19 protein-coding genes are annotated in these 22,703 nt (G+C 58.5%); 6 read left to right on the top strand and 13 right to left on the bottom strand.

Annotation, left to right across the window (positions count from 1 at the left end):
* Positions 1-30: 30 nt before the first annotated feature.
* The 3 genes from cadB to dtpD all read left to right on the top strand — a co-directional run bounded on the left by cadB (position 31) and on the right by dtpD (position 5,123).
* Positions 31-1,368, top strand: a complete 1,338-nt coding sequence (gene cadB, locus ENTCL_RS05955) for a cadaverine/lysine antiporter (RefSeq protein ID WP_013365211.1) — start codon at positions 31-33, stop codon at positions 1,366-1,368.
* Between the two features lie 81 nt (positions 1,369-1,449).
* Positions 1,450-3,594: a lysine decarboxylase CadA gene (gene cadA / locus ENTCL_RS05950; RefSeq protein ID WP_013365210.1), complete on the top strand. Its 2,145-nt coding sequence runs from the start codon at positions 1,450-1,452 to the stop codon at positions 3,592-3,594.
* Positions 3,595-3,656: 62 nt separating this feature from the next.
* The gene (gene dtpD, locus ENTCL_RS05945) at positions 3,657-5,123 is read left to right on the top strand and encodes a dipeptide permease DtpD (protein WP_013365209.1); all 1,467 of its coding nucleotides are present in this window, start codon (positions 3,657-3,659) and stop codon (positions 5,121-5,123) included.
* A gap of 60 nt (positions 5,124-5,183) precedes the next feature.
* Here dtpD and glnB read toward each other — a convergent pair whose 3' ends face one another.
* The 5 genes from glnB to purL all read right to left on the bottom strand — a co-directional run bounded on the left by glnB (position 5,184) and on the right by purL (position 13,629).
* Positions 5,184-5,522 (bottom strand): nitrogen regulatory protein P-II, encoded by a 339-nt coding sequence (glnB, locus tag ENTCL_RS05940; RefSeq protein ID WP_003860685.1) that lies wholly within the window; start codon positions 5,520-5,522, stop codon positions 5,184-5,186.
* 67 nt (positions 5,523-5,589) lie between these two features.
* The gene (glrR, locus tag ENTCL_RS05935) at positions 5,590-6,924 is read right to left on the bottom strand and encodes a two-component system response regulator GlrR (RefSeq protein WP_157865578.1); all 1,335 of its coding nucleotides are present in this window, start codon (positions 6,922-6,924) and stop codon (positions 5,590-5,592) included.
* Entirely contained in the window at positions 6,924-7,625 is a 702-nt protein-coding gene (gene qseG, locus ENTCL_RS05930; protein WP_275248997.1) for a two-component system QseEF-associated lipoprotein QseG, read from the bottom strand. The genes glrR and qseG overlap by 1 nt, the downstream gene beginning before the upstream one ends.
* Positions 7,626-7,642: 17 nt before the next feature.
* A complete protein-coding gene (qseE, locus tag ENTCL_RS05925; RefSeq protein WP_013365206.1) occupies positions 7,643-9,079 on the bottom strand; it encodes a two component system sensor histidine kinase QseE/GlrK in 1,437 nt (478 codons plus the stop codon).
* Between the two features lie 662 nt (positions 9,080-9,741).
* Entirely contained in the window at positions 9,742-13,629 is a 3,888-nt protein-coding gene (purL, locus tag ENTCL_RS05920; protein WP_013365205.1) for a phosphoribosylformylglycinamidine synthase, read from the bottom strand.
* A 256-nt stretch (positions 13,630-13,885) separates the two neighbouring features.
* Here purL and mltF point away from each other — a divergent pair, with 256 nt between their 5' ends.
* Positions 13,886-15,436, top strand: coding sequence for a membrane-bound lytic murein transglycosylase MltF (gene mltF / locus ENTCL_RS05915; RefSeq protein WP_013365204.1), 1,551 nt, complete (start codon positions 13,886-13,888; stop codon positions 15,434-15,436).
* Here mltF and tadA read toward each other — a convergent pair.
* Both tadA and yfhb read right to left on the bottom strand, forming a co-directional pair.
* Positions 15,433-15,963 (bottom strand): tRNA adenosine(34) deaminase TadA, encoded by a 531-nt coding sequence (gene tadA / locus ENTCL_RS05910; RefSeq protein WP_044611907.1) that lies wholly within the window; start codon positions 15,961-15,963, stop codon positions 15,433-15,435. The genes mltF and tadA overlap by 4 nt on opposite strands.
* A 19-nt stretch (positions 15,964-15,982) precedes the next feature.
* A complete protein-coding gene (gene yfhb, locus ENTCL_RS05905; protein WP_044611906.1) occupies positions 15,983-16,645 on the bottom strand; it encodes a phosphatidylglycerophosphatase C in 663 nt (220 codons plus the stop codon).
* A 246-nt stretch (positions 16,646-16,891) separates the two neighbouring features.
* Between yfhb and ENTCL_RS05900 the strand changes: the two genes are divergently transcribed.
* Together ENTCL_RS05900 and ENTCL_RS05895 are read left to right on the top strand one after the other, a co-directional pair.
* On the top strand, positions 16,892-17,740 hold the full coding sequence (locus ENTCL_RS05900) for a MurR/RpiR family transcriptional regulator (protein WP_013365201.1): 849 nt from the start codon (positions 16,892-16,894) through the stop codon (positions 17,738-17,740).
* A 56-nt stretch (positions 17,741-17,796) separates the two neighbouring features.
* Complete coding sequence (locus tag ENTCL_RS05895; RefSeq protein ID WP_013365200.1) at positions 17,797-18,057, top strand: YfhL family 4Fe-4S dicluster ferredoxin; 261 nt, start codon at positions 17,797-17,799, stop codon at positions 18,055-18,057.
* Here ENTCL_RS05895 and acpS read toward each other — a convergent pair.
* The 6 genes from acpS to lepB form a co-directional block, all read right to left on the bottom strand.
* Complete coding sequence (gene acpS, locus ENTCL_RS05890; protein ID WP_013365199.1) at positions 18,054-18,434, bottom strand: holo-ACP synthase; 381 nt, start codon at positions 18,432-18,434, stop codon at positions 18,054-18,056. The genes ENTCL_RS05895 and acpS overlap by 4 nt on opposite strands.
* Positions 18,434-19,165, bottom strand: coding sequence for a pyridoxine 5'-phosphate synthase (gene pdxJ / locus ENTCL_RS05885; RefSeq protein WP_013365198.1), 732 nt, complete (start codon positions 19,163-19,165; stop codon positions 18,434-18,436). Before pdxJ ends, acpS begins: the two co-directional genes overlap by 1 nt.
* Positions 19,166-19,176: 11 nt before the next feature.
* Positions 19,177-19,905, bottom strand: a complete 729-nt coding sequence (recO, locus tag ENTCL_RS05880) for a DNA repair protein RecO (protein WP_013365197.1) — start codon at positions 19,903-19,905, stop codon at positions 19,177-19,179.
* A gap of 10 nt (positions 19,906-19,915) precedes the next feature.
* Positions 19,916-20,821, bottom strand: a complete 906-nt coding sequence (gene era / locus ENTCL_RS05875; protein ID WP_013365196.1) for a GTPase Era — start codon at positions 20,819-20,821, stop codon at positions 19,916-19,918.
* Entirely contained in the window at positions 20,818-21,498 is a 681-nt protein-coding gene (rnc, locus tag ENTCL_RS05870; RefSeq protein ID WP_013365195.1) for a ribonuclease III, read from the bottom strand. Before rnc ends, era begins: the two co-directional genes overlap by 4 nt.
* Positions 21,499-21,721: 223 nt before the next feature.
* Positions 21,722-22,696 carry a signal peptidase I gene (gene lepB, locus ENTCL_RS05865; protein WP_013365194.1) on the bottom strand — a complete coding sequence of 325 codons (975 nt, stop codon included), beginning with the start codon at positions 22,694-22,696 and terminating at the stop codon, positions 21,722-21,724.
* Between the last annotated feature and the right edge of the window lie 7 nt (positions 22,697-22,703).

Below are 22,703 nucleotides of genomic sequence, written 5' to 3'. Positions count from 1 at the left end.
CCTCCAAATAATACTCAGGAGAAACAAAACATGAGTTCTGCCAAAAAGATCGGGCTATTTGCCTGTACCGGCGTAGTCGCCGGTAATATGATGGGGAGCGGGATTGCATTATTACCTGCAAACCTCGCCAGCATCGGTGGTATTGCCATCTGGGGCTGGGTAATCTCTATTATTGGTGCGATGTCTCTGGCTTATGTTTATGCCCGACTGGCAACCAAAAACCCACAACAGGGCGGCCCTATCGCCTATGCCGGGGAATTATCTCCAGCATTCGGTTTCCAGACCGGCGTACTTTATTATCATGCAAACTGGATTGGTAACCTGGCAATCGGGATTACCGCAGTATCTTACCTGTCTACCTTCTTCCCAATTTTAAATAACCCGATTCCGGCCGGTATCGCCTGTATCGCCATCGTGTGGATATTCACCTTTGTGAATATGCTCGGCGGAACCTGGGTAAGCCGCCTGACGACTATCGGTCTGGTGCTGGTGCTTATCCCTGTCGTGATGACCGCGGTCATCGGCTGGCACTGGTTTGACGTTGCTACCTACCAGGCTAACTGGAACACCTCATCCACGACTGACACTCACGCGGTAGTGAAGAGTATCCTGCTCTGCCTGTGGGCCTTCGTCGGCGTTGAATCCGCAGCGGTCAGCACCGGTATGGTGAAAAACCCGAAACGTACCGTACCGCTGGCAACGATGCTGGGTACCGCTATGGCGGGTATCGTCTATATCGCCGCAACTCAGGTTATCGCCGGGATGTTCCCTGCATCTCAGATGGCGGCCTCCGGCGCACCGTTCGCCGTCAGCGCCTCAACGATGCTCGGCGGCTGGGCTGCGCCAGTGGTTTCCGCTTTCACCGCGTTTGCCTGCCTGACCTCTCTGGGTTCCTGGATGATGCTGGTTGGCCAGGCGGGTGTTCGCGCCGCTAACGATGGCAACTTCCCGAAAGTGTACGGTGAGCTCGACGACAACGGCATTCCGAAAAAAGGCCTGCTGCTGGCTGGCTTCAAAATGACCGGTCTGATGATCATCATCACCATCATGAACTCCAGCGGTGGTAAAGCCTCTGACCTGTTCGGTGAGCTGACCGGTATCGCCGTACTGCTGACCATGCTGCCGTACTTCTACTCCTGCGTAGACCTGATTCGCTTCGAAGGCGTCAACGCCCGCAACATGATTAGCCTGATTTGCTCCGTACTGGGCTGCGCGTTCTGCTTCATCGCGCTGATGGGCGCAAGCTCCTTCGAGCTGGCCGGCACCTTCATCGTCAGCCTGGTCATCCTGATGTTCTACGGCCGTAAAATGCACCAGCGTCAGCACAGCAATGACGCCGCCGAACGCGACACCGCAGACGCCCTTTAATTTCTAACCCTTTTCTCTGTGCTCCTCCTGCACCTGTCACACCGTGACGGGAGGGGCCTTTCTACACCTGGAGATACGACTATGAACGTTATCGCAATCATGAATCACATGGGTGTCTACTTTAAAGAAGAACCTATCCGTGAACTGCACCGCGCCCTTGAGCGTCTGGACTTTCGCATTGTTTACCCGAACGACCGCGAAGACTTACTCAAGCTGATTGAAAATAACTCCCGCCTGTGCGGCGTTATCTTCGACTGGGATAAATACAACCTCGAACTGTGCGAAGAAATCAGCAAACTGAACGAATACATGCCGCAGTATGCTTTCGCCAACGCCTACTCTACGCTCGACGTCAGCCTCAATGACCTGCGCATGCAGGTACGCTTCTTCGAATATGCACTGGGCGCAGCAGACGATATCGCAGCTAAAATCAAGCAGAACACCGACGAATATATCGACACCATTCTGCCGCCGCTGACCAAGGCGCTGTTCAAATACGTTCGCGAAGGCAAATACACCTTCTGTACTCCAGGCCACATGGGCGGTACCGCGTTCCAGAAAAGCCCGGTAGGCAGCATTTTCTACGACTTCTTTGGCCCGAACACCATGAAGTCCGATATCTCCATCTCCGTGTCCGAACTGGGCTCCCTGCTCGACCACAGCGGTCCGCATAAAGAAGCCGAAGAGTACATCGCCCGCGTCTTCAACGCTGAACGCAGCTACATGGTGACCAACGGTACGTCTACCGCGAACAAAATCGTCGGTATGTATTCCGCTCCGGCAGGCAGCACCGTTCTTATCGACCGTAACTGCCACAAATCGCTGACCCATCTGATGATGATGAGCGACATTACGCCGATTTACTTCCGTCCGACCCGTAACGCCTACGGCATCCTCGGCGGTATTCCGCAGAGCGAGTTCCAGCACGCGACCATCGCCAAACGCGTCAAAGAGACGCCGAATGCGACCTGGCCGGTACACGCGGTTATCACCAACTCCACCTATGACGGCCTGCTGTACAACACCGATTTCATCAAAAACACGCTGGATGTGAAATCCATCCACTTTGACTCCGCCTGGGTGCCTTACACCAACTTCTCGCCGATTTACGAAGGTAAATGCGGTATGAGCGGCGGCCGTGTGGAAGGGAAAGTGATTTATGAAACCCAGTCCACCCATAAACTGCTGGCGGCGTTCTCTCAGGCTTCCATGATCCACGTTAAAGGCGACGTCAACGAAGAGACCTTTAACGAAGCCTACATGATGCACACCACCACCTCTCCGCATTACGGTATCGTGGCATCCACCGAAACCGCAGCGGCGATGATGAAGGGTAATGCCGGTAAGCGTCTGATTGACGGTTCTATCGAGCGCGCTATCAAGTTCCGTAAAGAGATCAAACGCCTGAAAGGCGAATCCGACGGCTGGTTCTTCGACGTATGGCAGCCGGAACATATCGATGGCCCGGAATGCTGGCCGCTGCGTTCTGACAGCGCATGGCACGGTTTCAAAAACATCGATAACGAGCACATGTATCTCGACCCGATCAAGGTCACTATTCTGACCCCGGGGATGCAGAAAGACGGCACCATGAGCGGCTTCGGTATTCCGGCCAGCATCGTGGCGAAATACCTCGACGAGCACGGTATCGTGGTCGAGAAAACCGGTCCGTACAACCTGCTGTTCCTGTTCAGCATCGGTATCGACAAAACCAAAGCGCTGAGCCTGCTGCGCGCGCTGACCGACTTCAAACGCGCGTTCGACCTGAACCTGCGCGTGAAAAACATGCTGCCGTCGCTGTATCGCGAAGACCCTGAATTCTATGAAGACATGCGTATTCAGGACCTTGCGCAGAACATCCACAAGCTGATTGAGCATCACAACCTGCCGGACCTGATGTTCCGCGCCTTCGAAGTGCTGCCGGCCATGGTCATGACCCCGTACACCGCGTTCCAGAAAGAGCTGCACGGTCAGACTGAAGAAGTCTATCTCGAAGAGATGGTTGGCCGCGTCAACGCCAACATGATCCTGCCGTATCCTCCGGGAGTTCCGCTGGTGATGCCGGGCGAAATGATCACCGAAGAAAGCCGTCCGGTACTGGAGTTCCTGCAGATGCTGTGCGAAATCGGCGCTCACTACCCGGGCTTCGAAACCGATATCCACGGCGCATACCGTCAGGCGGATGGTCGTTACACCGTTAAGGTGCTGAAAGAAAACACCAAATAAGTTGAAGCATCAAAGGGAAGTGGCTTGCCACTTCCCTTTTTTCACGCCGTTCAGGAGATGATATGAAAACACCCTCACAACCGCGCGCGATTTATTACATCGTGGCGATTCAAATCTGGGAATACTTCAGCTTTTACGGCATGCGTGCCCTCCTCATCCTCTATCTCACCCACCAGCTCGGCTTCGATGACAGTCACGCCATCAGCCTGTTCAGCGCCTACGCCTCACTGGTTTACGTTACCCCTATTCTCGGCGGCTGGCTTGCCGACCGCCTGCTCGGCAACCGCACGGCGGTCATAGCCGGGGCGCTGCTGATGACGCTTGGCCATGTGGTACTGGGCGTCGAATCCGATTCAACCTGGAGCTTGTACGCCGCGCTGGCGATCATCATCTGCGGTTACGGCCTGTTTAAATCCAACATCAGCTGCCTGCTGGGCGAACTGTACGCCCCTGATGATAGCCGCCGCGACGGCGGCTTTTCGCTGCTGTACGCCGCAGGCAACGTCGGCTCGATCGCGGCGCCGATAGCCTGCGGGCTGGCGGCCCAGTGGTACGGCTGGCACGTCGGCTTTGCCCTGGCGGGCGTCGGTATGTTTATCGGGCTGCTGATCTTCTTAAGCGGCCGCCAGCACTTTCGCCATACGCGCGGCGTGGATAAACCGGCGCTGCGGGCGGTGAAGTTTGCGCTCCCCACCTGGGGATGGCTGCTGGTGATGCTCTGTGTGGCGCCGGTGTTCTTTACGCTGCTGCTGGAAAATGACTGGGCGGGCTATCTGCTGGCGGTGGTTTGCGTCTTCGCCGCGCAGATGGTCGCACGTATTATGATGAGAAATCCGGAGCACCGCCGCGCGCTGTGGCAAATCGTTCTGCTGATGCTGACCGGTACGCTGTTTTGGGTGCTGGCCCAACAGGGCGGCAGCTCGATTAGCCTGTTTATCGACCACTTTGTGAACCGTCACCTGCTGGATATCGAGGTGCCCACCGCGCTGTTCCAGTCCGTCAACGCCGTGGCGGTCATGGCGGCTGGCGTGGCGCTGGCCTGGCTTGTGCGACCGGAGGGCAGCGTACGTTCGGCGCTGCGGGTGTGGCTAAAGTTTGCTTTCGGTCTGGCGCTGATGGGCGGCGGGTTTATGCTGCTGGCGCTGAACGCGCGGCGCGGCGAGCTGCACGACCAGGCGTCGATGGGCATGATGGTCGCCGGACTGGCGCTGATGGGCTTTGCCGAGCTGTTTATCGACCCGGTAGCGATGGCGCAAATAACGCGGCTCAATATGCCGGGCGTCACCGGCGTGCTGACCGGTATCTACATGCTGGCGACGGGCGCGGTCGCCAACTGGCTGGCGGGCGTCGTGGCGCAACGCACAACCGAATCACAGATTAGCGAAACGGCGATTGCCGCCTATGGGCACTTTTTCTCACAAATGGGGGAATGGACGCTGGGCGTGGTGGTCGCGATTGTCGCGGTGATTATCGTCAGACGGATGCTGAGCAGTACGGCCGTTTGCCTGCCTGAAACACCGCAAGATTAAGGCGTTTTTCGCTGCCCGGACGCGGGCAGCGAGAACATCTCCCTGCGGCGAGGGAGAGCGTCAAATTGCCGCGTCGTCTTCTTCGCCGGTACGGATACGAATCACGCGCGCCACGTCGAACACAAAAATCTTACCGTCGCCGATTTTACCCGTCTGCGCCGTACGGATGATGGTATCCACGCAGGTATCCACGATATCGTCGGAAACCACGATTTCAATCTTCACCTTCGGCAGAAAATCCACCATGTATTCCGCACCGCGATACAGCTCGGTGTGGCCTTTCTGACGGCCAAAACCTTTCACTTCCGTTACCGTCATCCCGGTGATGCCGACTTCCGCCAGCGCTTCACGCACATCATCGAGTTTGAAGGGTTTAATAATCGCATCAATCTTTTTCATGGTGTCCTGTCTTTTTAAACGCGTAACCGGTTGCTCTGCGTATCATAACGTCGGGCAAGTCGCGGTGCTACTCTTTAAAATCATTCGCATCCAGCTCATGGCGCGACAGCAGCTTGTAAAACTCGGTGCGGTTGCGCCCGGCCATGCGCGCGGCGTGGGTGACGTTGCCGCGGGTTATCTGCAAAAGCTTACGCAGGTAGTTCAGCTCAAATTGGTTGCGGGCGTCAACGAAGGTCGGCAGCGCCGTGTTCTCCCCTTCCAGCGCCTGTTCCACCAGCGCATCGCTAATCACCGGCGAGGTGGTCAGCGCCACGCACTGTTCGATAACGTTTACCAGCTGGCGCACGTTGCCCGGCCAGCTTGCGGTCATCAGCCGCTTCATGGCATCGGTGGAAAACGCGCGCACGAACGGCTTGTGCCGATCGGAGGCCTGCCGCAGCAGGTGGTTCGCCAGCAGCGGAATATCTTCGGTACGCTCGGCAAGCGAGGGGATCTTCAGGCTGACCACGTTCAGGCGATAGAAGAGATCTTCGCGAAATTCGCCGCGCGCCATCGCTTTCGGCAAATCCCGGTGGGTGGCGGAAATGATGCGCACGTTAATGTCGATATCGCGGTTACTGCCCAGCGGGCGCACCTTGCGCTCCTGCAGTACGCGCAGCAGCTTCACCTGCAGCGACAGGGGCATATCGCCGATCTCATCCAGAAACAGCGTGCCGCCCTCCGCGGCCTGAAACAGCCCTTCCCGGCTGCTGACCGCGCCGGTAAACGCGCCGCGAGAGTGGCCAAACAGTTCGGACTCCAGCAGCTGTTCCGGCAGCGCGCCGCAGTTAATGGCGATAAAAGGCGACGAATGACGCGGGCTGGCGTTATGGATGGCCTGCGCGAAAATCTCCTTCCCGGTGCCGCTCTGGCCGTGGATCAGGACGCTGACGTCCGATTGCGACACCATTCTCGCCTGCTCCAGCACCCGCAGCATAACGGGGCTGCGGGTGACAATCGACTCGCGCCAGCGATCGTCCGTCGCCGCCGCCGTATGCGCCAGCGCCTCGTCGATGGCCTTATACAGCGCATCTTTATCAACGGGTTTGGTCAGAAAGCTGAACACGCCCTGCTGCGTCGCGGCGACCGCGTCGGGAATCGATCCATGGGCGGTCAGAATGATCACCGGCATTCCCGGCTGCCGCTTCTGGATCTCGGCGAACAGCTGCAGGCCGTCCATCTCGTCCATCCGCAGATCGCTTATCACCAGGTCGACCTTTTCCCGCGCCAGGACGCGCAGGCCCTCATGGCCGCTTTCCGCCGTCGCCACGGTGAACCCTTCGCTGGCCAGGCGCAGGCCGAGGAGCTTAAGCAGGCCGGGGTCGTCATCCACCAGCAGCAGATGCGCGGGCTTGCGTCCGATCATGGCTTCACCTCGTCGGCGGATGCGGCCTGACCTGCCTCAGAGGCGGTATGGCTGCTGGACGGCTTACGGCTGGAGAGCTGGCGTTCTATGTCCGTCAGGCTTTCCAGCTTGCGGGTGGTCAGATCGAGCTGGTTGCGCAGGTGCTGCTGCTGCTGGCGCAACGTGTCCAGTTCGCCGTCCGTTGACTGCTGGAGCTTGCTGTAGCGTGAGCGCTCATCCGACAGCTGCAGCTGCAGCGCCTGGCCGTCGCGCCAGAGCTGGTACAGCGGCCGCACCTGGGCCGGCATCTGCGGGCTGAAGGTATCCAGACGAGCCATCATCTCCCGGCGCTCGACGGGGGTGATTTTGGCATTCGCGAGCAAAATGCCGCGGCGGAAGGCATCCTGCCAGCGCTCTTCATCGTGCGCGCGGGCTTCGCTGCGCAGCAGCTCCGGCGACAGGCGCTGGGCGCAGTCCATGCCGCGCAACCAGTAAAGCGGATTTTTTTCCGTAACCTCGCCATGCAAGGCCCAGACGTCCGCACAGTCGGTCGAGAGGAAATCAGCGACCTGCTGCTGCGGTAGTTGTTCTTCACTGCTGTGCGCCTGTCCCGGTAACGCTGATGAAGAACAGCCGGCCATCAGCAGGCAGCACGCGCTCATCAGTATGCGGCAACGCCGCGCGGACCGGGAAAAAAATGCGATCGGACTATGGGACATATTCACCAGACGTCGTTTCATTTTGTGGGTTTATCCGCTGTGATAGCAGGTAATTCAATGCGAAAACAGACATTGCCGGATGGGCTATCAACCAGGCGCAGCTCCCCTTTCATTCGCCGTACGCAGTCGCGGGCAATGCTTAGCCCCAGACCGCTGCCTTTTACCGCGCCCTTACGTTGGTGGCTACCCTGATAAAACGGCTCGAAAATTAAGGTTTTTTCCGCATCGGGAATGGGCGTGCCGCTGTTGGCGACCTCGATCCACACCCTGCTATCCTGCAGGCGGCTATGGATATAAATGTTACCGGATTCAGCGCCATAGTGCACCGCGTTGGAATAGAGATTGTCCAGCGCGCTCATCAGCAGCATGGGTTCTGCCTGACAAAACGCCGCATCCAGCCTAATGCCAGTATGCATCATTTTAGCGCGCGACGGTAAACTGTTTGCCGAGATAACCATCTCCACCAGAGGCGCAATTTCAACGGTTTCCAGCTCGATTGCGGTATCCGCCAGCTTGCGGTTGTAGTCCAGAAGCTGCTCGATAAGCTTTTGCAGATTGCGGCTGCTGCCATCGAGAATGGACACCACCTCCTTCTGCTCCGGCGTCAGCGGGCCAACGACCTCGTCGGCCAGCAGTTCCGTGCCTTCGCGCATGCTGGCGAGCGGGGTTTTAAGCTCGTGGGAAAGATGGCGTAAAAACTGGTGCCGCTGCGATTCCAGCCATGAGAGACGCTCGCTCAGCCAGATGATGCGCTGGCCGACCGAACGCAGCTCGCGGGGGCCGGTAAACATCACGGCGCTGCCGATGGATTTCCCTTCGCCAAGGCGGTTTATCATCCGCTCAATGCCCTTCACCGGGCCGATAATCATCCGGGTAAACAGCAGCACCAGGGTCAGGCTGACCAGGAACAGCACCAGCGCCTGCCAACCGAAAAAGCGCCCGCGTTCGGCAATCTCCTGCTGAAGCTGCTGCCCGCGGGAGAAGACGACCGCCCGCGTTGCCTGCACCATCTCGCTGTTTGCCGCGGCAAACGCGTCCAGATTCGCCGCCGAGGCTGCTTCCGGGGCGCTGTTTTTACAGCGCAGCTGCGTTAGCGCGTCCAGATCGTTACGTAGCGCCTGGTACAGCTTGTCATCCGGCAAAACGCCCGCATGGGCGTCCAGCATGTCGCTGTAGCGCTTGCGCTGCCCCTGATACACCGTCGCAAGCGTGGCATCATCCAGCACGCAGTACTGGCGGTAGCTGCGCTCCATCTCGACCGCGGCGTTGATCATCGCCTCGCTGCGTCTGGCATCGATCAGGGTCGTCTGGTTGGTCATCGCCGCCTGGGCGCTTAAGGCGTTGAGGCTTTGCCACGCCTGCCAGGCCAGCACCAGCAGCGGGATCAGGATCAGCAGAAACGACAGCATGACCAGCTGACGCAGCGAGCGGGGAAAAAGAGACCAGCGTTTCAAAGGGTTCGTCTCAACATGAGGACTTTCAGGAATGCTAACTGAGGACGTGGCGCAGAGCTACTCAAAATCATTCACGCTGCATCAAGGCGGCAAACCTGTGAAGTCCCCGGGAGCACAGGTAACTATGTGACTGGGGCGAGCAGGTGAAGCCAACGCAGAGGCAGCGCGAAGGATGAAGAGTATACAACAAAGCCGGGTAAAAACCCGGCTTTGTGATGGAATAAGGCGGTGCCTAACTCAACGTTTCGCCCGAAGTTTGATATAGCTATGCTGATATCAGAATGCTGGACGGCAGGCACCTGTTTGTGCGTCATTCGAATTTTATGTAGCGCGTCCCGAAGGGGCTGACATAATCAGGTGAATGAGCCACTGCCAATTATTATGCAGCATCTATGCCACAATAAAAAGAAATTATTTAATGCAATGATAAATAACGATTTTCATGTTTATTTTTAGATTATGCGGCTGGGCGAATTTTTAGCAGAGTGTCGCCAAATGACAACACCTTCTCATGTGAAATAATAAATTCAATAATATCAAATAAATAAATGTCGCCATTTGGCGACACTCAATTTCCCCTGTGTCGCGTTTTCCCGACACGTTTTTCCTGCGGGCAAAAAAAAACCCTTCGCGATAGCGAAGGGTTTTATCCGGTAACTGGTTTAGCCCAGCTGTTTACGGGCATTGCGGAAGATACGCATCCACGGACCGTCTTCGCCCCAGTTTTCCGGGTGCCACGAGTTGGCCACGGTGCGGAACACGCGCTCCGGGTGCGGCATCATGATGGTCACGCGTCCGCTTTCGTTGGTCACGGCGGTGATCCCGTTCGGCGAACCGTTCGGGTTAGCCGGATAAGACTGCGTCACCTTGCCGAAGTTATCGACATAGCGCAGCGCCACCAGCCCCTCGTTTTCAAGCTTCGCCAGGTGCGCGGCATCGCGGACTTCAACGCGCCCTTCGCCGTGCGATACGGCGACAGGCATCTGCGATCCCACCATTCCCTGCAGCAGCAGCGACGGGCTCTGGGTGACTTCGACCAGGCTGAAGCGGGCTTCGAAACGATCCGAATGGTTGCGGACGAAACGCGGCCACAGGCTGCTGCCAGGGATCAGCTCGCGCAGGTTCGACATCATCTGGCAACCGTTGCAGACCCCCAGCGCCAGCGTCTGCGGACGGTGGAAGAAGGCCTCAAACTCATCGCGTACGCGATCGTTGAACAGAATGGACTTCGCCCACCCTTCGCCCGCGCCCAGCACATCGCCGTAGGAGAAACCGCCGCACGCCACCAGCGACTGGAACGCCTCAAGCCCACGACGCCCCGCCAGCAGGTCGCTCATATGAACGTCAATCGCGTCAAACCCCGCGCGGTGGAAGGCGGCCGCCATCTCGACGTGCGAGTTCACACCCTGCTCGCGCAGAATCGCCACCTTCGGACGCGCCCCTTTGGCGATGTAAGGCGCCGCCACGTCGTCATTCAGGTCGAACGTCAGCTTCACGTTCAGGCCCGGGTCGTTATCGTGCGCTTTCGCCTGGTGCTCCTGGTCGGCGCACTCCGGGTTGTCACGCAGGCGCTGCATCTGCCAGGTAGTTTCCGCCCACCAGACGCGCAGGGTCGTGCGGCTTTCGCTAAACACCGGATGCCCGCCGGCGGTGATGGTGAAGCGATCCCCGGCCACGGCTTTACCCAGATAGTGCACGCAGTCGGCCAGGCCGTGAGAGGCCAGCAGGGATTCCACCGCCTCGCGATCCTGCGCGCGCACCTGAATCACCCCGCCCAGCTCTTCGTTAAACAGCGCCGCCAGATGGTCGTCGCCCAGCGCAGCGATGTTGACCTCAACGCCGCAGTGGCCGGTAAACGCCATCTCAGCAAGCAGAGTCAGCAGGCCGCCGTCGGAACGGTCATGCCAGGCCAGCAGCTTACGCTGTGCGACCAGCGCCTGCATCGCGTCGTAGAAGCCTTTCAGCTGCTCAACGCTGCGAACGTCGGCAGGCTTATCGCCAAGCTGGCGGTACACCTGAGCAAGCGCCGTTGCGCCCAGCGCGTTGTGACCTTTGCCAAGGTCGATCAGCAGCAGGGCGTTATCCTCGGTAGAGAGCTGCGGCGTCACGGTGCCGCGCACGTCCTCAACGCGGGCAAACGCGGAAATCACCAGCGACAGCGGCGAGGTCATCTCGCGCTGCTCGCTGCCTTCCTGCCAGCGGGTTTTCATCGACATCGAGTCTTTACCCACCGGAATGGTCAGCCCCAGCGCCGGACAAAGCTCTTCGCCCACGGCTTTCACCGCGGCGTACAGGCCCGCATCCTCGCCAGGATGACCGGCCGCGGCCATCCAGTTCGCCGACAGCTTGATGCGCTTGATATCGCCAATCTGCGTACCGGCGATGTTGGTCAACGCTTCGCCGACCGCCAGACGCGCGGAGGCGGCAAAGTCCAGCAGCGCGACCGGCGCGCGTTCGCCTATCGCCATCGCTTCACCGTAGTAGCTGTCGAGGCTGGCGGTAGTCACCGCACAGTTCGCCACCGGCACCTGCCACGGGCCGACCATCTGGTCACGCGCCACCATGCCGGTCACGGTACGGTCGCCGATGGTGACGAGGAAGGTTTTCTCCGCCACCGTCGGCAGATGCAGCACGCGCTTCACGGCATCGGCAATGCTGATACCGTGGCGATCCAGCGCCTCGCCTTTCGCGGTTAAGGTCGACACATCGCGGGTCATCTTCGGCGTTTTGCCGAGCAGGACGTCCAGCGGCAGATCGATGGGCTGGTCATCAAAATGGGTATCGTGCAGGCTGAGGTGCTTCTCTTCTGTCGCCTCGCCGATCACCGCGTACGGCGCGCGTTCGCGGCGGCACAGGGCATCGAACAGCGGCAGCTGCTCCGGCGCGACGGCCAGAACATAGCGTTCCTGTGACTCGTTACACCAGATTTCCAGCGGGCTCATTCCCGGCTCGTCGCTCAGAATATCGCGCAGCTCAAAGCGCCCGCCGCGGCCGCCGTCGCTCACCAGCTCCGGCATAGCGTTCGACAAACCGCCCGCGCCAACGTCGTGGATAAACAGAATCGGGTTCTCTTCGCCCATCTGCCAGCAGCGGTCAATCACTTCCTGGCAGCGGCGCTCCATCTCCGGGTTGTCGCGCTGTACGGAGGCGAAATCCAGATCCGCATCGGACTGGCCGGACGCCATCGACGACGCCGCGCCGCCGCCCAGGCCGATATTCATCGCCGGGCCGCCCAGCACAATCAGCTTCGCGCCGACCGTTATCTCGCCCTTCTGCACGTGGTCGGCGCGGATGTTGCCAATACCGCCGGCCAGCATAATCGGCTTGTGGTAGCCGCGAAGCTCTTCGCCGTTGTGGCTATTGACCTTCTCTTCATAGGTACGGAAGTAGCCGTTCAGCGCAGGACGGCCAAATTCGTTGTTAAACGCCGCGCCACCGAGCGGGCCATCGGTCATGATGTCGAGCGCGTTAACGATGCGATCCGGTTTACCGAAATCTTCTTCCCACGGCTGCTCGAAGCCTGGAATGCGCAGGTTCGAAACCGAGAAACCGACCAGGCCCGCTTTCGGCTTGGCGCCGCGCCCGGTAGCCCCTTCGTCGCGAATTTCGCCGCCGGAGCCGGTCGCCGCCCCCGGCCACGGAGAAATCGCCGTCGGGTGGTTGTGGGTTTCAACCTTCATCAGGATATGTACCGGCTCCTGATGGAAATCGTATCGGCTGGCGTCGCTATCGGCGAAGAAACGCCCGACGCTCGATCCTTCCATGACGGCAGCGTTATCTTTGTACGCTGACAGCACGTGTTCCGGCGTAGTTTCGAAGGTGTTCTTGATCATTTTGAACAGCGACTTCGGCTGCTGCTCGCCGTCAATCACCCAGTCGGCGTTGAAAATCTTATGGCGGCAGTGCTCGGAGTTCGCCTGGGCGAACATATACAGTTCGATATCGTTCGGGTTGCGTTTAAGGGTCGTGAACGCATCGAGAAGATAGTCAATCTCGTCATCCGCCAGCGCAAGGCCGAGGCGCAGGTTGGCGTCGGCCAGCGCCTGACGTCCCTGCCCCAGCACGTCGACGCTGGAGACCGGCGTCGGCTGGTGATGGGCAAAGAGTTTTTCCGCCTCCTGCAGAGCGCCGAATACGCATTCCATCATGCGATCGTGGAGCGCAGCGGCAACCTCATGCCACTGCGCCTGCGTCAGGGTCGGCGCGTCGATATAGTACGCCACGCCGCGCTCAATGCGGCTTATCTGCGTCAGTGCGCAGTTGTGGGCGATATCGGTAGCTTTTGAAGACCAGGGGGAGATGGTGCCAGGGCGGGGGGTGACGAGCAGCAGTTTTCCGGCGGGAGTGTGGCTTTGCAGCACCGGGCCATACTGCAGCAAACGCGCCAGACGGGCATGCTCATCGTCTGAGAGCGGAGCGTTCAGCTCGGCAAAGTGCACATACTCGGCGTAAATATTGCTGACCGGAAGGTGGGCTGCCTGAAAACGTGCCAGCAGTTTGGTAATACGAAATGCAGACAGTGCAGGCGAACCACGCAGAATTTCCATCATAAGTCTCTCGTCTTCTGGGTTTCAGTTTGCGCAATGGCGGAAAACGGGCGTCATTATAGTGAATCCTGAGCGCCGACGAAACCGTTTGCGTCGAAATAAAATCACCCGCCCCTTTTATCAATCGATGTGACTAACCTCACTAATCAGTTGCCAATTGGCGGAATGTTAAGCAAAATGCCGCTCAACTCATCCAAACGTCGTACTTTAATATGGTAATTGCTGGCTGAACCTGCCTGGAACACAGAGAATTAACTAATTGAAAAAATTAAAGATTAATTATCTGTTTATCGGCATAGTCACCCTGCTATTGGCAGCGGCGTTATGGCCCTCTATTCCCTGGTTTAGTAAACCAGAGAACCGTATCGCCGCGATTCAGGCGAGCGGCGAGCTGCGCGTCAGCACCATCGCCACGCCGCTGACCTTTACCAATATCAATGAAAAAGATTATGGCCTGGACTATGAGCTGGCGCAGCAGTTTGCCAACTACCTCGGCGTTAAGCTGAAGGTGACCGTACGCCAGAACATCAGCCAGCTGTTTGACGACCTCGATCGCGGCGATGCCGATATGCTGGCCGCAGGCCTGGTCTATAACAGCGAGCGCGTTAAGCGCTATCAGTCAGGCCCGACGTACTATTCCGTCTCCCAGCAGCTGGTCTATCGCAAAGGCAGCTTCCGGCCGCGCTCGCTGGCGGACGTTACGCAGCAGCAGCTGGTCATCGCGCCGGGACACGTCGCCATTAACGACCTGCAGGCGCTGAAAGCGAAAAAATACCCAAAGCTTGCCTGGACCGTGGATGACAAACGCAGCAGCGCCGAGCTAATGGAGGCGGTGCTGGAAGGCAAGCTCGAGTACACCATCGCCGACTCCGTGGCGATAAGCCTCTTTCAGCGCGTCCACCCGGAGCTGGCGGTAGCGCTGGATATCACCGACGAGCAGCCGGTCACCTGGTTCAGCCTGAAAGACGATGACAACACCCTGCCTGCGGCGATGCTCGACTTCTTCAATAACATTAATGAGGACGGCACCCTCGCCCGCGTGGAGGAGAAGTACCTGGGGCACGGCGATGACTTCGACTACGTCGACACCCGTACCTTTCTGCGCGCCATCGACAGCGTGCTGCCCGATCTGCAGCCATTGTTCCAGAAGTATGCTACCGAAATAGACTGGCACCTGCTGGCGGCTATCTCCTGGCAGGAATCGCACTGGGATCCGCAGGCGACCTCCCCGACCGGCGTGCGCGGGCTGATGATGCTGACCAAAAACACCGCCCAAAGCCTGGGGCTGACCGACCGCACCGACGCCGAGCAAAGCGTCAGCGGTGGCATGCGCTACCTGCAGGACATGATGGGCAAAGTGCCGGATACGATCCCCAAAGACGAGCGCATCTGGTTTGCGCTGGCGGCCTACAACATGGGCTATGCCCACATGCTGGACGCCCGCGCCCTGACGGCGAAACAAAAGGGCGACCCGGACAGCTGGGCCGACGTGAAGCAGCGCCTGCCGCTGCTGAGCCAGAAGCCGTATTACAGCAAGCTGACCTACGGCTATGCGCGCGGGCATGAGGCTTATGCTTATGTGGAAAATATTCGTAAGTACCAGATAAGCCTCGTGGGCTATCTGGTCGAAAAAGAGAAGAAAGTGGCGAAGGCGATAGAAATCGCCCAGGACTATCCCGCCGTCAGCCCGAACGAGCTGAACCGCAATAACTTTGGCATGCTGCCGTTTCTTTCGCTATCGCCGGACGAAAGCTCCGGCCAGATAGAAGTGAAGGCGCCGAATATGCTGGTTGACGCCCGGCGCCGTTAGGGCTGCTCGGGACGTTTTTGCGCCTTGATTTGCGCCCGGCGCGCCCGAAAGAAATCGCTCAGCATGGCGGAGCACTCCCCCGCAAGCACGCCTTCGGTGACCTCGACCCGGTGGTTCATTCCCGGATGATGCAGCACGTCCATCAGCGACCCTGCCGCGCCGGTTTTGGCGTCGCGCGCGCCGAACACCACGCGCCCAATGCGGCTGTGCACCATCGCCCCCGCGCACATGACGCAGGGCTCAAGGGTAACGTACAGCGTGGTATCGATAAGCCGGTAGTTTTGCAGCACCAGCCCGCCCTGGCGCAGCGCCATGATCTCCGCATGGGCGGTAGGATCGTGGCGGCCAATCGGTCGGTTCCAGCCTTCGCCAATCACCTGGTTTTGATACACCAGCACCGCGCCGACCGGGACCTCCCCTTCATCCCAGGCCCGCTGAGCGAGCCCCAGCGCATGGCGCATCCAGTATTCATGGTTCAGTTCAATAGCGGACACAGCGGTCACTCCGGCAGAAAAAGCGGGGCGCATTATACATAGCAGCGATACTTTATACCCTAAATAATTCCAGCTGCCGCAGCTCTCCCTGCGGCGTCACCCGCCAGCGATGCTGGCAGAAATAGAGCAGCGGATTGTCCTGATCGCTGTCGCTATAGCCGCTGTACAGCTGCAAAGGGGCGCCCAGCTTTTTTTCCAGCTGCGCGACTTTTTCGTGCCCCAGACAGCGCAGCGTCAGCACCCAGCCGCCGTAACGGCGCGACATCTGGCTGGCGATAAGATTGACCTGCGACAGCCAGGCGGCGTCGGAATAGACCTGCTCCACCAGCGACTGCGGAGATCCGGTAATGAGCCAGACGTCAGCATCCGCACAGCTAAGGTAGTGCGTCAGGCGCTGATGTACGGCGGGAAACTCGGTGACGCTGTCGCGAAAACGCGCCACAAAGCGGGCCTCCCGCGCCCTGAGCGCCGACTCAGAGTGACCAAAGGTGGCGCCCCACAGCAGCAGGCTCATCGGCCAACGCGCCGCGCGCCCGTTGATGAGCAGCCCCATAGCAATAGCCGGCGACAGCAGCAGCACCAGCAGCGCATTCGGCAGCGAGCGTCGGACAAGATAGCGCAGGAAAGCGCCGAAAAGATCCTGCTGATGCAGCGTGCCATCAAGATCAAAAAAAACCACCCGACGCCTGTTACCCACTCTCGCGCTCCGCTTCATTATCATGACGGTGTCATCGTTATTGCTGATAAATAGCCTATCAGATAGCACCTCACATTTGTTAAAACGTTCGGCAATGTGTCTTTAACTCTCCATAATGAGGGCGTATCCTGTTGATAAAAATAATGAATCGCTTAACTTTTCGCCGATATTTTCCCCTGCGGCCGCATTGTTAAGTACGATAATCCTCTATAATCGAATAAAAAATTCTGGCAGTCGGCCGACCCCTGGTCCTCTGGAGAGCAAATGAACTGTTTAATCCGCATCCGCCAGCGCTACCCGGGGCTTGCGCAGAGCGATAAAAAACTGGCCGATTTTATTCTGGCGCAGCCCGATGAGGCGCGCCATCTCAGCTCGCAGCAGCTGGCAAGCGAGGCGGGCGTAAGCCAGTCAAGCGTGGTGAAGTTCGCCCAAAAAATGGGATTCAAAGGGTTTCCGGCGCTCAAGCTGGCGCTAAGCGAAGCGCTGGCGAGTAACCCGAACCCGCACTCGATGCCGGTACACAACCAGATCCGCGGCGACGATCCGCTGCGTCTGGTCGGCGAGAAGCTTATCAAAGACAATATCGCCGCGATGCATGCCTCGCTCGATGTAAACAGCGAGGATAAGCTGCTGGAGAGCGTGACGCTTTTGCGCAACGCCCGGCGCATTATCATCACCGGCATCGGCGCCTCCGGCCTGGTGGCGCGTAATTTTAGCTGGAAGCTGATGAAAATCGGCTTTAACGCCGTGGCGGAGCAGGACATGCATGCGCTGCTGGCGACCGTGCAGGCGATGGCGCAGGACGATCTGCTGCTGGCTATCTCCTACTCCGGCGAGCGGCGCGAGATCAACCTCGCGGCGGATGAAGCGCTGCGCGTCGGCGGGAAGATCCTGGCGATCACCGGCTTTTCGCCCAACGCGCTGCAGCAGCGGGCCTCGCACTGCCTGTATACCATTGCCGAGGAGCAGGCGACCCGCAGTGCGGCTATCTCGTCCACCAGCGCGCAGATGATGCTGACGGATCTTCTGTTTATGGGGCTGGTGCAGCAGGATCTGGAGAATGCGCCGGACCGTATTCGCCACAGCGAGGCGCTGGTGAAAAAACTGGTCTGAACAGAGAATGAGCGTATAATGCCCGCCCTGTTTGTGTTGTTTCTGAGAGTTTCCTGATGGCGCTGTTAATCACCAAAAAATGCATCAACTGCGATATGTGCGAGCCGGAATGCCCGAACGAGGCGATTTCAATGGGCGACAGCATTTATCAGATTAACAGCGACCGCTGCACGGAGTGCATCGGCCATTACGACACCCCGACCTGCCAGAAGGTATGCCCGATCCCGAATACCATTATTAAGGATCCGGCGCATGCGGAAAACGAAGAACAGCTGTGGGACAAGTTCGTCCTGCTGCATCACGCCGATAAGCTTTAGCTCTCCACAATCACCGTAGCGCAGGCATAGTGGCGCTCGTCGGCAAGCGTGACGTGAATATGCGTTACGCCCAAACGCTGCGCCAGGCTCTCCGCTTCGCCCCACAAACGCAGCTTCGGCTTGCCCAGCGCGTCGTTGTAAACCTCAAACTGATTGAACGCCAGGCCGTTGCGAATGCCAGTGCCCAGCGCCTTTGCCGCGGCTTCTTTGACCGCAAAGCGTTTTGCCAGAAAGCGCACCGGCTGCTGGTGCGCCTCCCAGATGAGCCACTCGTTATCGCTTAGCACCCGTCGCGCAAGGCGATCGCCGCTGCGGGCGATCACCGCTTCGACGCGGGCGATTTCAACGATGTCGGTGCCCAGACCAAGAATGGCCATTACCCGCGCGCTTCCAGCATCAGGCGCTTCATCTCAGCAACCGCCTCTTTCAGGCCGCTCATCACCGCGCGGCCGATAATCGCATGGCCGATGTTCAGCTCATGCATTTCCGGCAGCGCGGCAATAGCTTTGACGTTATGGTAGGTCAGGCCGTGACCGGCATTTACCTTCAGCCCCAGGCTTGCGGCGTAGGTTGCGGCTCTGGCGATACGCGCCAGCTCCTTAGCCTGCGCGTCTTCCGTTTCGGCATCGGCATAGCAGCCGGTATGGATTTCGATATACGGGGCGCCTACTTCGGCTGCGGCTTTGATCTGCTCGTCATCGGCATCGATAAACAGCGATACCTGAATACCGGCATCCGCCAGGCGTTTGCAGGCGTCGCGCATTTTATCGCGCTGGCCGGCCACGTCCAGACCGCCCTCGGTGGTCACTTCCTGACGCTTCTCCGGCACCAGGCAGCAGAAATGCGGTTTGGTTTCACAGGCGATAGCCAGCATCTCTTCGGTGACCGCCATCTCCAGGTTCATGCGGGTATCGAGCGTCTGGCGCAAAATGCGCACATCGCGATCGGTAATATGGCGGCGATCTTCGCGTAAATGCACGGTGATACCGTCTGCGCCGGCCTGCTCGGCGATAAACGCCGCCTGCACCGGGTCAGGATACGCCGTTCCGCGCGCGTTACGTAAAGTAGCAATGTGGTCAATGTTGACGCCTAACAGTAATTCAGCCATGACAATCCTCGTTAATCATTATTCGTTTTCACTGCGCATTTTGGCATAAATTGCCGGAACAGCTCCCGGCTCTTTAACGGTTTGCCCCCAAGATACGGCTTTAGCGCCATACGGGTAAAGCGTTTCGCGGCGCGCAATGTATCAACATCCGGAAATTCTCGCGCATCAAGCGCTTTTAACTGCCGCCCGGTAAAGGTGCTGTTATCGATCACGACGCTTGCGATAAACCCTTTTTCCTCACGGTAGCGGTAGGTCATGCCGTCATCGACCTCTTCGCCGCTGCCGGCGCAGTGCAGAAAATCGACGCCGTAGCCCAGGTGGCCGAGTAGCGCGAGTTCAAAACGCCGGAGCGCCGGTTCAGGGGAACGGGTAGCGCCAGCAAGCGCCTGAATACAGTGCAGATAATCAAAAAAGAGTTCAGAGAAGCGGGTCTCATGTTCGAGAACGCGGGAGATAAGCTCATTAACATAGAGGCCGCTGTACAGCGTGATGCCGCTGAGCGGCAGCGCCAGCGAGACCGCCTCCGCGCTGCGCAACGTTTTAACGTCGCCGCGCCCGCCAAAGCGGACCAACAGGGGGGTAAAAGGCTGCAGGGCGCCTTTCAGATTAGAACGTTTGGCGCGTGCGCCTTTGGCGACAAGGCGCACGCGGCCCGACTCTTCCGTGAAGACGTCCAGCATCAGGCTGGTTTCGCTCCAGGGGCGACTATGCAGGACGAAAGCGCGCTGCCAGCCCTCCATGAGCGTTTACTCAGAGATCGTCAACGTAACCGAGACTGCGCAGCGCGCGCTCGTCGTCGGCCCAGCCGGATTTCACTTTCACCCACAGCTCCAGGTGAACCGGGGCTTCGAACATCTCCTGCATATCCTTACGGGCTTCAATACCGATGGTTTTGATCTTGGCGCCTTTGTTGCCGATGACCATCTTTTTCTGCCCTTCGCGCTCAACGAGGATAAGCCCGTTGATGTCGTAGCCGCCGCGCTCGTTAGTCACGAAGCGCTCGATCTCAACGGTCACGGAGTACGGCAGCTCGGCGCCGAGGAAACGCATTAGCTTCTCGCGGATAATTTCAGACGCCATAAAGCGCTGCGAGCGGTCGGTAATGTAGTCTTCCGGGAAGTGGTGGATCGCCTCCGGCAGATGCTTGCGCACGATGCCCGCGATGGTATCGACGTTCATTCCGGTTTCCGCGGAAATCGGCACGATATCGAGGAAATTCATCTGGCTTGCCAGGAACTGCAGGTGCGGCAGCAGATCCGCTTTTTCCTGCACGTTATCCACTTTGTTCACCGCAAGGATCACCGGCGCTTTGCCTTCGCGCAGCTTGTTGAGCACCATTTCGTCATCCGGCGTCCAGCGGGTGCCTTCCACAACGAAAATCACCAGCTCAACGTCGCCGATGGAGCTGCTCGCCGCTTTGTTCATCAGGCGGTTGATCGCGCGTTTTTCTTCCATATGCAGGCCCGGAGTATCGACATAAATCGCCTGATACTCGCCCTCGGTATGGATGCCGACGATACGGTGACGCGTGGTCTGCGCTTTACGGGAGGTGATCGAAATCTTCTGCCCAAGCAGTTTATTCAGCAGGGTGGATTTGCCAACGTTCGGTCGTCCGACGATGGCGATAAATCCGCAATAGGTTTTGTTGTCGCTCATTCCAGCTCCAGTTTTTTCAGCGCCTGTTCGGCGGCAGCCTGCTCCGCCTTACGACGGCTGGAACCCGTGCCAACCACCGGTTCACTCAGGCCACTGACCTGGCAGTGGATAGTAAATTCCTGATCGTGGGCTTCGCCACGAACCTGCACCACCAGATAAGACGGCAGCGGCAGGTGGCGGCCCTGTAAATATTCCTGCAAACGGGTTTTCGGATCTTTTTGCTTATCGCCCGGGCTAATTTCATCCAGTCGGCTCTGATACCAGGAAAGGATCAGCTGCTCAACGGTCTGAATATCGCTGTCGAGGAATACGCCGCCAATCAGCGCCTCGACGGTATCCGCGAGGATAGACTCGCGACGAAAACCGCCGCTTTTCAGCTCACCCGGCCCCAGACGCAGGCACTCGCCCAGCTCAAACTCACGGGCGATTTCCGCCAGCGTATTGCCGCGGACAAGCGTAGCGCGCATGCGGCTCATATCGCCCTCGTCAACGCGCGGAAAACGGTGATACAGCGCGTTGGCGATGACGTAACTTAAAATGGAGTCGCCGAGAAACTCCAGACGCTCGTTGTGTTTGCTACTGGCACTGCGATGAGTTAATGCCTGCTGCAGCAACTCCTGATGATGAAAAGTGTAGCCCAGCTTACGTTGAAGCCGATTAATTACGATGGGGTTCATGCGTTACCAATAAAATGAATGCGTCAAAAATTCAGCACACGAAACCGACCTGAAATAACCAACGCGGTTTCGTGTGCCGTGGCTCCCGAGCGGGCGCCAACCTAAAACTTCGGGGGGATATTCTATACGCAACGGGGGGGGATGTCGTTAGTCTGAAGGAATTTATATTCTAAATATTTCATGCCGCCGCATATTGGCGGCGGCATGAACAAAAAACGCGAAATTAATGGATGCCGCCGATACGATTTAAACGTACGCCGGTCGGCCATTCGCCTTCCTGTTTTTCAAAGCTCATCCAGATACCGACCGCTTTACCCACCAGGTTCGCTTCCGGGACAAAGCCCCAGTAGCGGCTGTCGGCGCTGTTGTCGCGGTTGTCGCCCATCATGAAGTAGTGACCCGGCGGTACCACCCAGGTCGCCAGCGGCTGGCCCGGCTGCTGGTAATACATCCCCAGCTGATCCTGCGCGATAGGCACCGTCAGAATGCGGTGAGTTACGTCGCCCAGCGTCTCTTTACGCTCCGTCAGACGTACGCCGTTTTCTTTGCGCTCGCCCTTCGGCAGCTGCCAGAAACCGCTGGTCGCTTCGCCGCCGTTACGACGGGCGAACGTCTGGACGAAATCGCTCGGCTCAACGTTTGAGTAGGTCACCGGCAGCGCGCTGCCGCAGGACTGGCCTGAACTGCAGCCCGGCTGAATGGTCAGCTCTTTCGCCACCGGATCGTAGGTAACCTTATCCCCGGGAACGCCAATCGCGCGCTTAATATAGTCCAGGCGCGGATCTTCAGGATATTTGAACACGACGATATCGCCGCGTTTCGGATGACCCGTTTCGATTAACGTCTTCTGATAAATAGGATCTTTAATTCCGTAGGCATATTTCTCCACCAGAATAAAATCCCCGATCAGCAGCGTCGGCATCATCGAGCCGGAAGGAATCTGAAACGGCTCATAGATAAACGAGCGCACCACCAGCACGATCGCCAGCACCGGGAATACCGATGCCCCGGTTTCCAGCCAGCCCGGCTTCGGACCGACCTTCTTCAGGGTCTTAGGATCAAGCGAATCACCCGTCGCCGCCTGCGCGGCGGCCTGACGTTCACGGCGTTTTGGCGCAAAAATAAACTTATCCAGGCACCATAAGACGCCCGTCACCAGGGTAGCAATGACCAGGATCAGGGCAAACATGTTCGCCATGCCAACT

The organism is [Enterobacter] lignolyticus SCF1, from assembly GCF_000164865.1.
Classification (GTDB): domain Bacteria; phylum Pseudomonadota; class Gammaproteobacteria; order Enterobacterales; family Enterobacteriaceae; genus Enterobacter_B; species Enterobacter_B lignolyticus.
The sequence above is the reverse complement of the archived record's forward strand: the minus strand, read 5'-3'. Positions and strand labels throughout refer to the sequence as shown.